The sequence below is a fragment of the uncultured Ruminococcus sp. genome (assembly GCF_947301925.1).
GTDB lineage: Bacteria > Bacillota > Clostridia > Oscillospirales > Ruminococcaceae > Ruminococcus.
In genome coordinates this window covers 270,003-281,980 of the sequence record NZ_CAMYUE010000001.1, presented here as the reverse complement: position 1 = coordinate 281,980, position 11,978 = coordinate 270,003, and the positions used below count along the sequence as shown (strand labels likewise).

The 11,978-nt window shown below is 44.5% G+C and carries 11 protein-coding genes; 9 read left to right on the top strand and 2 right to left on the bottom strand.

Translation table 11 applies throughout. The annotated features are described in order from the left end of the window. Positions 1-67: 67 nt before the first annotated feature. Positions 68-370: a YerC/YecD family TrpR-related protein gene (locus tag Q0Y65_RS01345; RefSeq protein ID WP_297955886.1), complete on the bottom strand. Its 303-nt coding sequence runs from the start codon at positions 368-370 to the stop codon at positions 68-70. Between the two features lie 447 nt (positions 371-817). Here Q0Y65_RS01345 and lon point away from each other — a divergent pair, with 447 nt between their 5' ends. Genes lon through lysA form a run of 3 tightly spaced genes read left to right on the top strand, consistent with a single transcriptional unit; the run spans position 818 to position 5,113 of the window. Continuing rightward, entirely contained in the window at positions 818-3,160 is a 2,343-nt protein-coding gene (lon, locus tag Q0Y65_RS01340; RefSeq protein ID WP_297955883.1) for an endopeptidase La, read from the top strand. A 21-nt stretch (positions 3,161-3,181) separates the two neighbouring features. Continuing rightward, positions 3,182-3,790: a ribosome biogenesis GTP-binding protein YihA/YsxC gene (yihA, locus tag Q0Y65_RS01335; protein WP_297955880.1), complete on the top strand. Its 609-nt coding sequence runs from the start codon at positions 3,182-3,184 to the stop codon at positions 3,788-3,790. 24 nt (positions 3,791-3,814) lie between these two features. Beyond that, positions 3,815-5,113, top strand: a complete 1,299-nt coding sequence (lysA, locus tag Q0Y65_RS01330; protein WP_297955878.1) for a diaminopimelate decarboxylase — start codon at positions 3,815-3,817, stop codon at positions 5,111-5,113. A 39-nt stretch (positions 5,114-5,152) separates the two neighbouring features. Here lysA and Q0Y65_RS01325 read toward each other — a convergent pair whose 3' ends face one another. After that, on the bottom strand, positions 5,153-6,091 hold the full coding sequence (locus Q0Y65_RS01325; RefSeq protein ID WP_297955875.1) for a TIGR01212 family radical SAM protein: 939 nt from the start codon (positions 6,089-6,091) through the stop codon (positions 5,153-5,155). Positions 6,092-6,252: 161 nt separating this feature from the next. Between Q0Y65_RS01325 and Q0Y65_RS01320 the strand changes: the two genes are divergently transcribed. The 6 genes from Q0Y65_RS01320 to Q0Y65_RS01295 all read left to right on the top strand — a co-directional run bounded on the left by Q0Y65_RS01320 (position 6,253) and on the right by Q0Y65_RS01295 (position 11,766). Beyond that, on the top strand, positions 6,253-6,762 hold the full coding sequence (locus tag Q0Y65_RS01320) for a shikimate kinase (protein ID WP_297955872.1): 510 nt from the start codon (positions 6,253-6,255) through the stop codon (positions 6,760-6,762). A 190-nt stretch (positions 6,763-6,952) separates the two neighbouring features. Continuing rightward, the gene (locus Q0Y65_RS01315) at positions 6,953-7,690 is read left to right on the top strand and encodes an AAA family ATPase (protein ID WP_297955869.1); all 738 of its coding nucleotides are present in this window, start codon (positions 6,953-6,955) and stop codon (positions 7,688-7,690) included. A gap of 38 nt (positions 7,691-7,728) precedes the next feature. Beyond that, positions 7,729-8,130: a methylglyoxal synthase gene (locus Q0Y65_RS01310; protein ID WP_009984662.1), complete on the top strand. Its 402-nt coding sequence runs from the start codon at positions 7,729-7,731 to the stop codon at positions 8,128-8,130. 67 nt (positions 8,131-8,197) lie between these two features. Beyond that, positions 8,198-9,532, top strand: a complete 1,335-nt coding sequence (gene hisS, locus Q0Y65_RS01305) for a histidine--tRNA ligase (RefSeq protein WP_297955865.1) — start codon at positions 8,198-8,200, stop codon at positions 9,530-9,532. 1 nt (position 9,533) lies between these two features. Then, complete coding sequence (gene aspS, locus Q0Y65_RS01300) at positions 9,534-11,315, top strand: aspartate--tRNA ligase (RefSeq protein WP_297955862.1); 1,782 nt, start codon at positions 9,534-9,536, stop codon at positions 11,313-11,315. Further along, positions 11,308-11,766: an NUDIX domain-containing protein gene (locus tag Q0Y65_RS01295; RefSeq protein ID WP_297955859.1), complete on the top strand. Its 459-nt coding sequence runs from the start codon at positions 11,308-11,310 to the stop codon at positions 11,764-11,766. The genes aspS and Q0Y65_RS01295 overlap by 8 nt, the downstream gene beginning before the upstream one ends. Positions 11,767-11,978: the final 212 nt, after the last annotated feature.

Below are 11,978 nucleotides of genomic sequence, written 5' to 3'. Positions count from 1 at the left end.
TTCCTTTCAAGTGTAATTTCTATCTCTTGGAGCATCTCCCGCCTCGGAGATGTTCCAATATAGCCATTTACTTAAGCAGATCCTTCTTTTTCAGTCTGTCAAAAACAATATTGTAGCCGTCATTTCCGTCCTTCAGTGAACGGTTGACTCTGCTTATTGTAGCAGTGCTTGCCCCAGTTTCGGTGACGATGCTGTTATATACTCTGTGCTCGTCGAGAAGCTTAGCAACATGAAGGCGCTGAGCAAACGCCTTGAGTTCTATACTTGTACACAGGTCGTCAAAAAATTTGTAACAGTCGTCGACAGAGTCGAGGGTAAGAATTGCTTCAAAGAGCAGATCCATGCTTTCAGATTTGATTTTGTCGATCATATTAATTCTCCAATCTGCCATAAAGGCGTTGCAACAATTCCCTGCTTTACATTTTAGCACATTATTCCGTAAAAGTAAAGCCTTTTTTGAAACAAAAGGAAATTCTTTACAGCAATATGCCAAAAGTCACAGTCTCAAAAGCGCACACCTTTGTGTATATGATATCATATTCTCAACAAAATGTAAATATTATTTCGTAAAGTTCGCAAAAAATGGGGATTCAGCCCATCTGACCGCAAATTTCTGTATAGAAAATAACCTTTTTGTATTATTGTATACTATATATACCTTTTTTGGACGAGGTTATTACAGAACGTATAAACGAATTAGTTGTGCATATTTACGGACGAGGGGTTGAATTTTTTTTGCTTTTATAGTATAATAATATGAAACCGATATGGTCGGTCAAAAGGATAAATATGTTAGCAATGGAAATGCGGTGATTTTATGGAACAGACAATAAAGAGCGATAAGAATATCGAGGAGGCCAATATCCTCTATACAGTGGCTATGCGAGGTCTTGTAGCTTTTCCGAAAATGGTTATGCACTTCGATGTATCGAGAAGCAAGTCTATGTCTGCGGTCGAAAGAGCACTCAAGGAAGGCGGAAAGCTTTTTCTTGTAACTCAGCACGAGGCGTATGTAGAAAAACCCAAGGCTTCGGATCTTTATAAGGTGGGAGTCGTTGCAGAAATAAAACAGGTGCTCAAGCTGCCTGATAATGTCATGAAGGTTCTCGTCGAGGGTGTATACAAAGCAAATCTTATCCGTCTTATAGATGACGGAGAGGTCCTCAAGGCTGAGGTCAAGAGAACGCCTACATATTCGAGAGTAAAGTTCGATGAAGTGGAAGCAGAGGCTCTCATGCGTTCTGTGAAGGACGTTTTTGAAAGATATGCTTCATTCTTCCCGAGAATGCCAAAGGAGCTTCTGACCTCTATCATGACACAGGATTCTCCTGTAAAGCTTTTTGAGGCCGTTACTTTCAACTGCAATCTCAATTACAGAGATAAGCAGACTCTGCTTGAGGAGACCAACGTAGTCAATAAGCTATCCGTGCTTTTTGCCTGTCTTACGTCCGAAGTGGAGATTCTCGAGCTTGAGAATCTTATCAACGAGCAGACAAAAAACAGTATTGACAAGGGACAGCGTGAGTTTTATCTCCGCGAGCAGCTGAGAGTGATACAGGAACAGCTGGGCGAAGACGAGGGTGAAGAGGCCTTCGGGTATATAAACGATATCATGGAGCTGAAGCTCGATGAAAAAAGCAAGGAAAAGCTTCTTAAAGAAGCGGATAAGCTTACAAAGCTGCCGCCCTCATCTCAGGAAGCATTTGTAATAAAGAATTACCTCGATACTGTGCTTGATCTTCCGTGGGGAAAGTACACAAAGGCGAAGCTCTCTATGGAAAAGGCGGAAGCTGTCCTCGAAAAGGATCATTACGGCCTGAAAAAAGTCAAGGAACGTATTCTTGAGTTCCTTGCCGTCCATATGCTCAATCCCGAGATAAAAGGACAGATAATCTGTCTTGCAGGCCCTCCTGGCATAGGAAAGACCTCGATAGCAAAATCCATAGCCAAGGCTATGGGCAGGAAATATGCGAGAGTATCTCTCGGCGGTGTCCGTGACGAAGCCGATATCAGAGGCCACAGAAAAACATATGTAGGCGCTATGCCCGGACGTATTATAACTGCTCTGACGCAGGCAGGCTCGGCAAATCCGCTCATACTTTTTGATGAGATAGATAAGCTTTGCAGTGATATAAAGGGCGACCCTTCATCAGCAATGCTTGAAGTCCTCGACGCTGAGCAGAACAACGCTTTCCGCGACCATTTCATAGAAGTGCCGTTTGATCTCAGCAAGGCTGTTTTCATCACAACAGCCAACAATGTCAGCGCTATACCTGCTCCTTTGCTGGACAGAATGGAGGTCATAGAGCTTCCGAGCTATACAGCCGAGGAAAAGTTCCACATTGCCAAGGAGCATCTTGTTCCGAAGCAGCTGAAGGAGCACGGACTGAAGGCTTCACAGCTCAGGATAACAGATGACGCTATAAACGAGCTAATACAGTATTACACCAAAGAAGCCGGTGTCCGTTCCCTCGAAAGGTGTATCGCTTCGCTTTGCAGAAAGACTGCCAAGAAGATAGCGGCAGCAGAAGTAAAGCGGGTCACCATAAAGGCGAAGGATCTCAACTCATATCTGGGTATAAGAAAATATCTCGGTGATCTTTCATCCAAGAACGATCAGGTCGGCGTTGTAAACGGCCTTGCGTGGACTTCTGTGGGCGGTGTACTTATGCCGATCGAAGTCATAACCATGAAGGGAACCGGAAAGATCGAACTCACAGGATCCCTTGGCGAGGTCATGAAGGAAAGCTCGAAGATAGCTGTCAGCTATGTTCGCAATATCGCCGAAAAATACGGTATCGACCCCGATTTCTACAAGAACGACGATCTTCATATCCATGCTCCTGAGGGTGCTGTGCCAAAGGACGGTCCTTCAGCGGGCGTTACCATGACAACAGCGCTTGTATCGGCTCTTTCGGGACTGAAAGTAAGATCAGATGTTGCGATGACAGGCGAAGTCACACTTCACGGAAAGGTACTGCCTATAGGCGGCCTTCGTGAGAAGACTATGGCTGCTTACAAGTCAGGGATCAAGACAGTGATAATCCCTGTTGCCAATAAACCTGATCTTGAAGAAGTTGATGACACCGTAAAGAACGCAATAAACTTCGTATATGCAGAGGAGCTCAAGGACGTCCTCGATACTGCTCTCATAAAATAAATCATATAAGGAGGTAACGCCGTGAAGCTTAATTATAACAAAGCGGAGTTTACCGCCGCATACGGCAAATTTTCCCAGCTGCCTCCGCCCGAAAGGATGGAGATAGCCTTTGCGGGACATTCAAATGTCGGCAAATCGACACTTATCAATAAGCTATTCAACCGCAAGAATCTTGCGAGAGTAAGCTCTGTGCCGGGAAAAACGGCAACTATAAATTTCTACGGGCTGGAAAACATATATTTCGTTGATCTTCCCGGATACGGCTACGCAAAGGTGGCAAAATCAGAAAAAGAACGCTGGTCGGGACTTATCGAGGGCTATCTCGGCTCCGACAGGGATATCCGCCTTGTGTTCATGCTTGTGGATATGCGTCACGCGCCTACAAAAGACGATGTGCAGATGATAAACTATCTTATCGATACCGAAATGCCTTTTGTTCTTGTGCTTACAAAAGCCGATAAACTCAACAAAACAGAACGTGAAAAACGTCTCGAAGCGTTCAAGGACGAGATACCTTGCTTTGAAGATATCCATTCCATTCCTTTTTCTTCCCAGACATTCGAGGGAGTTGAAGAACTCAGACAGATCGTTGAAGAGATAGCAGACGACAATGACGTTGCTGACGAATAAATTATACCCGAAAGGATGTTAAAAATGTTTGTATCCGAAAATCTGGATGTCAACTCCGCAGGACATCTTACCATTGGCGGAGCTGATACGGTGGAGCTTGCAAAAGAATACGGCACTCCGCTCTATGTTATGGACGAGCAGCTTATACGAGATAATCTCCGCCGTTTCCATGACAGCATGAATAAGTATTACGACGGAAAGGGCGAGGTTCACTTTGCAGGCAAGGCATTTTCCTGCATGGAGATGTGCCGAATAGTTGCCGATGAAGGCGACGGTCTCGACGCTGTTTCGATCGGAGAGCTCTATACAGCTTTCAAGGCGGGATTTCCGATGGAGAAAGTCGGTTTTCACGGCAATAACAAGACCGACGAAGAACTGAGATTTGCTGTTGAGCACGGTGTCGGACATATAATCGTCGATAATATAAGCGAGCTTCAAAGACTCGAAAAGATAGCAGGGGACAGCGGCGTTCGTCCGAACATAATGTTCCGTATCAAACCCGGTATCGATGCTCATACACATGATTTTGTAAAAACAGGTCAGATAGACAGTAAATTCGGCTTTGCGCTCGAAACAGGAGAGGCTTTTGAAGCTGTAAAGGAAGCTGTCAGCTGCGAGAACGTAAATCTCTACGGCCTGCATTGTCATATCGGTTCACAGATATTCGATATAGCACCGTTTGAAGAAGCAGCAAGAGTCATGCTCGGCTTTATTTCCGAGATCAGGGAAAAGCTCGGATATGAGATCGAGGGGCTGAATCTTGGCGGCGGCTTCGGTATCAGATACACCGAAAAGGACGATCCTTCGCCTTTTGAGACATATCTCGAAAAGGTATCCGATGTTGTAAAGAGCGAATGCAGCCGTCTTGGTATAAAGCTTCCCAAAATGTTCATTGAACCCGGACGTTCAATCGTAGCTTCGGCAGGAATTACTCTTTATACCGTAGGCGCCCGCAAGGAAATACCGAATATCAGAACATATATATCTATTGACGGCGGTATGGCCGATAGTCCGAGATATATCCTCTATGGTTCGGAATATGACGCGATCGTTGCAAACAAGGCAGATCAGGACAAGACAGAAAAGGTCACCATCGCCGGCAGATGCTGTGAGAGCGGCGATCTTATAGGCGAGAACATGAAGCTTCAGCACGCAGAATCAGGCGATATCATTGCTGTATGCGCTACAGGAGCATACAATTACTCCATGTCCTCGAATTACAACAGACTTCAGAAGCCTGCTGTTGTGTTTGTCAACAACGGAGCTTCAAGGATAGCTGTTAAGAGAGAGTCTCTTGATGATATCATAAGAAACGATATATAAAGGGAAAACGGGCAGAGAATGATCTCTGCCCGTTATATTCTATTTATATAACCGCCCTTGCCATGTATCAAGCTCGGCAAGTCTTTTATCTATGCCGCCGAGAACAGAAATTTTATCCGCCGTCCACAGCGGCGCTATGAGCTTTGATCTGTCTCCGTCACCTGTGATACGCTCGATAACCGTCTGCGGAGGCAGCAGTTCAAGCTGCTTTACCGTAATATCAATATATTCATCGCGTTCAGGAAGCTTAAAAGCATCAGATAAGAACATTTTTTCAAGTTCTGTCCCTTTTATAACGTGAAGCATCTGGATCTTTACTGCATCAGGACACAGATCTGCTGTGCACCTTGCAGTTTCAAGCATCATATCCGCAGTTTCATACGGCAGACCGTTTATGAGATGGAGACAGGTCCTTATACCCGCACTTTTCAGCTTGCTGTAGCCATCAACAAATTCTCTGTGTGAGCAGCATCTGTTGATAAGCTTTATTGTCTCATCGTGGCAGGTCTGCATCCCGAGCTCAACTGTGAGATCGGTTCTGCTGTTAATATCGCAAAGAAGATTCATTACATCATCGGAAAGGCAATCAGCTCTTGTACCTATAGAAATACCGCATACATCGGGAAAAGTCAGAACTGCTTCATAATATCTTCTTAGTACATCAACAGAAGCGTAGGTGTTTGTATTAGCCTGGAAATATGCAACAAAACGAGTACCTTCGCCATATTTGGAGATTATCCGCTTTCTCTCAAGCTCAAGCTGTCCGCTTATGTCAATGCAGGAGTGTGAAAAGTAACCGCTTCCTCCGTCGCAGAATATACAGCCGCCCGTACCTTTTGTTCCGTCAATATTAGGGCAGGTGAATCCGCAGTCCAGCACAGCCTTCTGTATCTTTTCGCCGTATTTTGTTTTATTGTAATAATTCAGCGTATGATAGCGCTTGTTATCAAAAGAAAAAGCAAATGGATTAACGGTCATGATATCACTCCTTGTGAAAATATGTTATCATATAACCCGATTTTTGTCAATAAACAGTATATAAAAAACCAATATCGCAATATATGGCTGAATTATCTATTGACATTTTGCACAATGTGAGTTAAAATAATAATGTAACAAACTATTGGGGAGAGTATCAAGTGTTCAGAAATATCATCCTGATCGGTATGCCAGGCGTAGGCAAAAGTACCGTGGGCGTGATCCTTGCGAAATTGCTTGGATTCAGCTTTGTTGACACCGATCTTGTTATCCAGAAAAAAGAGAACCGTCTTCTGAAGGACATTATCGCCGAAAAGGGGATAGATGGCTTTATTGATACCGAAAACCGTATCCTGAGTGATCTCAGCGTTGAAAATTCCGTTATCGCAACAGGCGGAAGTGTAGTTTACGGCGAAGAAGCAATGGAAAATCTTTCAAAAGCCAGTGTTGTTATCTACCTTAAACTTGATTATAAAAAGCTCAGATACCGCCTGGGAAATATAAAGAACAGGGGAGTTGTTATCAGAAAAGGCCAGTCCCTTAGCGATCTCTTCAAAGAGCGTATACCTCTCTATGAAAAATACGCTGATATCATCATAGACGAGAACGGCTGTAATATTGAAAAAACTGTGAACAAGATAATGGCTGAATTAGGGTATCCTTTGTTATAATTGTACAATTACAAGCTTTCAAAAAAGCTGTTTTGCACAATTTTATCTTTTATTTCAAAAAGGTCTTTGACATTTAGCTAATTATGTGTTATAATGTACAGTAGGATTATTATTATTAATAATTATCAGAGTCCGGTGCCGTTTTTGCAGTTATTCTGCATTGGCTTGCGGATATCGGAAAGGAAACGAAATGTCTAAAATTATTGCTATTACCTCAGGAAAAGGCGGTACAGGAAAATCTACCGTTTGTGCAGGTCTTGGTTATACACTCGCCAAGCAGGGTCACAGAACTCTTATCATTGAACTGGATTTCGGTCTGAGATGTCTCGATATCATTTTCGGAGTTGAGGATAATATCAAGTATGACCTTGGAGATGTTCTAAGCGGCAAAAAAACCGCTCTTGAAGCTGTTGCACAGATCCCTATGGCTACAAATCTGAATATCCTCTGTGCGCCCAAGACTCTGACTGCTGTAAATGCCGAGCAGATCGTTGAGATATGCCGCTCGGTAAAGAAATATTTTGAATACATCATTATCGATACCGGCGCAGGTATAAACTCTCACGTTTTTGATATCGTTGAGCAGGCAAACCTTATACTTGTTATCTCTACTCCCGATCCCGTCTGCATCAGAGACGCAAGTCTTATGTCTGACGAGTTCTACAACAGAGGCAATAAGAGCCAGCGCCTTATCATCAACAAGATTAGCAAGAGGATCATCGGAAGCGAGCTTATCTCCAACCTGGACGAGATAATCGACAAGGTGGGTGTTCAGCTCATCGGCGTTATCCCAGACGATTTCAAGATGACTGTTGCTACCGGAAAGGGTAATCCTATCCCTACAGACAGCGAAGCCCTCAGAGCATTCGATGCTATATCCAAGAGACTCGGCGGAGAATTCGTTCCGCTTACAGTTAAGACTGTATAATTAGTAAAATTCCGCTTTGCGGGGAAAGGACATATATAATGAAGATCGCGATTATTGCGCATGACGCTAAAAAGGAGCTCATGGTACAGTTCTGCAGTGCATACTGCGGAATACTGTCAAAGCACACTCTCATAGCTACAAATACTACAGGCAAGCAGGTAAGCGAAGCTACAGGTCTTCCGATAAAAAGATATCTCAGCGGACAAGGCGGTGCTGAACAGATCCTTGCACTTCTTTCGTGCAACGAGGTCGATGTTCTCCTTTTCTTCAGAGATCCTATCAATCCTAAGGCAGCAGACGTACACGGAATGAACCTTCTGAGACTCTGCGACGTTCATAACGTACCTGTTGCAACAAATATCGCTACCGCAGAAGCGCTTATACTCGCTCTCGAAAGAGGTGACCTTGATTGGCGTGAAGTCGGTAACCCGAGCATCTGATATTTAATTGTCCCTTCATTAAGGGACAATTTTCATGTTAAAACATACAAGGAAAGGCTTGAAATATATGGCAATGAATATCAAACGCCCCAACGGCACCGAAGACGTTCTTCCGAAAGATGTATACAAATGGAATACTATAGAGAAGATCGCACGAGATACCGCAGAGAGCTTCGGCTTTTCTGAAATAAGGATCCCGACTTTTGAAAATACCGAGCTGTTCCTTCGCTCAGTCGGAGAAACCACCGATGTCGTACAGAAGGAAATGTATACGGTAAAGGCTAAGGAAACAGAGTTCACCCTCCGTCCCGAGGGCACAGCAGGCACCATAAGGGCTATGCTCCAGAACGGACTTCTGAATGAAGCTCTTCCTCAGAAGGTGTTCTATATGCTCTCATGCTTCAGACATGAGCGCCCGCAGGCAGGAAGACTCCGCGAGTTCCACCAGTTCGGAGTTGAAATGGCAGGAAGCCCCGCACCGTCTGCTGATGCCGAGGTCATTCTTCTTGCCAAGACCCTTCTCGACAGACTCGGACTTAAGAATATAGAGCTTCATGTGAATTCCATCGGATGCCCGGAGTGCCGTGCAAAGTATCATAAGGCTCTTCGTGAGTACTTTGAACCTCATAAAGAGGAACTCTGCGATACCTGCAAGGAAAGGCTTGTAAAGAATCCTATGAGGCTTCTTGACTGCAAGAGCCCGATATGTAAGGAGATAGGAAAGGACGCTCCCGTGATACTTGATTATCTCTGTGATGAATGCAAGGATCATTTCGAGCAGTTCAAGAGTTATCTTGCAAAGCTTGGCGTAGATTTTATAGTAGATCCAAAGATCGTCCGCGGTCTTGATTACTACACAAAGACAGTATTCGAGTTCATCACTACAGAGATCGGCGCTCAGGGCACGGTCTGCGCAGGCGGAAGATATGACGGCCTTATCGAGCAGCTGGGCGGACAGCATATCCCCGCACTTGGCTTCGGTATGGGATTTGAGAGACTTCTTCTTGTTATGGACAAGCAGGGCTGCGAGTACCTTACACCCAAAAAGTGCGATATCTATTTTGCAACAATGGGTGACGCTGCACTCGAAAAGGCCATGGAGCTTGTCAAGGGACTGCGCGAATTCGGTTATCGTGCCGAATATGATCTTATGGGCAGGGGCGTCAAGGCCCAGATGAAGTATGCGAATAAGATCGGCGCTGTATATACTATGGTTATCGGCGACAACGAGCTCAACGACGGCAAGGCGCGTCTTAAAGAAATGGAGAGCGGCGAGGAGAAGGAAATGCTCCTCAACGAAAAGTTCACAGCAAACTTTGAAAACGAGTATTTCAATAAAATACTTGATGTTATAGATGACGAAAATCAGTCGATGTTCGCATTTACAGGGGAGGATAAGTAAAATGGCAGACAGTATGAAAGGTCTGAAGCGCACACACTACTGCGGTGACGTTACCGAGATCGGCAAGGAAGTAGTTGTAGGCGGATTTGTTGACAGAATAAGAAACAAGGGCGGAGTTATCTTTATCGTGCTTCGTGACAGAACAGGTGTTGTTCAGCTTCTGTTCAATGACGAAACAGACAGGGAGCTCTTTGACAAGGCGGCTTCGTGCAGAAGCGAATACGTTGTAATGGCAAAGGGACAGGTCAGAGAGCGTGAGAGCAAGAACGACAAGCTCAAGACGGGAAACGTAGAGATATTTGTTAGTGACCTGAGAATACTTGCAAAAGCTCAGACACCTCCGTTTGAAATAACAAATGAAACAAAGGTAAACGATGAGCTTCGTCTGAAGTACCGCTACCTTGACCTCAGACGCGCTCCTCTCCAGGAGAACATAATCAAGCGCCATGAGATTGCAAGAGTAACACGAGAGTATTTCTATGAGAACGGATTCCTCGAGATCGAAACACCTATGATGATGAAATCAACTCCGGAGGGAGCAAGAGACTATCTTATCCCTTCAAGAGTGCATCAGGGCAAGTTTTACGCGCTTCCGCAGTCTCCTCAGATCTATAAGCAGCTTCTTATGGTTTCCGGTTTTGACCGTTATATACAGCTTGCACGCTGCTTCCGCGACGAGGATCTCAGAGCAGACCGTCAGCCTGAATTTACACAGGTAGACCTTGAAATGTCTTTTGTTGATGCAGAGGATATCCAGGAATGTGTCGAGGGTTATATCCAGCGTCTTTTCAAGGAAGTTATGGGCGTGGATATCCCCACACCGCTTCCAAGACTCACTTTTGCAGATGCAATGAACCGTTACGGCTCTGATAAGCCGGATACACGTTTCGGCTTTGAGATACAGGATATCACCGATACTGTAAAGGATATAGATTTTGTTGTATTCAAGAGTGCTGTTGAAAACGGCGGCACCGTTCGCGCTATAAATGTAAAGAACGGTGCTTCAGTCTACACCCGCAAGGAGATAGACAAGCTTATTGAACACGCAAAGGGTATCGGAGCAAAGGGACTTGCGTATATACGCTGGGCAGATGAGCCCAACTGCTCATTCAAGAAATTCCTTGCAGACGGTGATCTTGAGAAGATATGCTCCGCTGTAGATGCACAAGAAGAAGATCTTGTTCTTATCTGTGCAGACAGAACAAAGACTGTACTTGCAACTCTCGGTGCAATAAGACTTATCTGTGCAAAGAAGCTCGATATTATCCCCGAGGATAAGTATAATTTCCTGTGGATCACCGAGATGCCTTTCTTTGAATACGACGAGGATAATGATACATGGGTAGCTGCGCACCACCCCTTCACCATGCCCATGGAGGAATGCATAGAGTACCTTGATACCGATCCAGCAAATGTCAGAGCAAAGTCATGGGATCTTGTCCTCAACGGTACAGAGCTTTCAAGCGGTTCGATGCGTATAACTGATTTTGAACTCCAGCAGAAGATGTTTGAAGCTCTCGGCATGACCGACGAGGAGATACAGGCTAAGTTCGGCTTCCTTGTTGACGCATATAAATACGGTGCGCCCCCTCACGGCGGAATGGGTATCGGCCTTGACAGAATTGCTATGATAATGTGCAATGCGGACAGTCTCCGTGATGTGACTGCATTTCCGAAGGTTCAGAATGCAAGCGAGCTCATGTCCGAGTGTCCTTCAACAGTTGATGACGAGAGTCTTGAAGTGCTCGGTATAAGCGTTGTGAAAACAGAAGAAAATGAGTAATCGTTTTTATGCTGTCTGCGGGATAGCAGAGATTGGCGGCAGGATACTGTTTGTAAGGCATACATACGGACCTGCCAAGGAAAGGATACTTATCCCGGGCGGATATGTCAAGGAAGGCGAGCTTCCTTCGGATGCAGTAAAGCGTGAGCTCCTGGAAGAAACAGGGGTCAACGCTGAAGCAGAATCGGTATTCGCTGTACAGTTCCGCGCAGAACAGTGGATAATTGTTTTCAGGCTCAAATATATTTCTGGCGAACCGGTTTCTGACGGCTACGAAAACAGTGAAGTACTGCTTCTTACACCGGAAGAAGCCATCGAAAGAAGCGATATCACAAATATGAGCCGCGCAATACTGAAATCGTACATAAAAGATCGTGATAAAACGCTTTCAAAAGGGGAATACAAGTCTATCTCCCTGAAGTCAGGCGAATATGAAATATTCGGTGTATAAAAACAATTAAAAATTCAAAATTATTATTGACATTTTTAGCTCTTTGAGGTATAATATTAAATGTTGATAGATGATTTGCAAGGGAGCTGTCTGTAGGGAAAGCTCCCTTTCTGTTTATTTACAGAATTTATTAACATAATATCTATTGACTGCGTATAACATTTGTGGTATACTAAGCTAAGTAAATGACTGATGGTCATTTTTAAAGGAGG

Bases quoted from the DNA above. Each gene is read 5' to 3' on its own strand.
- Q0Y65_RS01325 (WP_297955875.1), bottom strand. From the start codon at position 6,091: ATGACCGTTAATCCATTTGCTTTTTCTTTTGATAACAAGCGCTATCAT.
- Q0Y65_RS01345 (WP_297955886.1), bottom strand. From the start codon at position 370: ATGATCGACAAAATCAAATCTGAAAGCATGGATCTGCTCTTTGAAGCA.
- Q0Y65_RS01295 (WP_297955859.1), top strand. From the start codon at position 11,308: ATGAGTAATCGTTTTTATGCTGTCTGCGGGATAGCAGAGATTGGCGGC.
- Q0Y65_RS01310 (WP_009984662.1), top strand. From the start codon at position 7,729: ATGAAGATCGCGATTATTGCGCATGACGCTAAAAAGGAGCTCATGGTA.
- Q0Y65_RS01315 (WP_297955869.1), top strand. From the start codon at position 6,953: ATGTCTAAAATTATTGCTATTACCTCAGGAAAAGGCGGTACAGGAAAA.
- lysA (WP_297955878.1), top strand. From the start codon at position 3,815: ATGTTTGTATCCGAAAATCTGGATGTCAACTCCGCAGGACATCTTACC.
- lon (WP_297955883.1), top strand. From the start codon at position 818: ATGGAACAGACAATAAAGAGCGATAAGAATATCGAGGAGGCCAATATC.
- aspS (WP_297955862.1), top strand. From the start codon at position 9,534: ATGGCAGACAGTATGAAAGGTCTGAAGCGCACACACTACTGCGGTGAC.
- hisS (WP_297955865.1), top strand. From the start codon at position 8,198: ATGGCAATGAATATCAAACGCCCCAACGGCACCGAAGACGTTCTTCCG.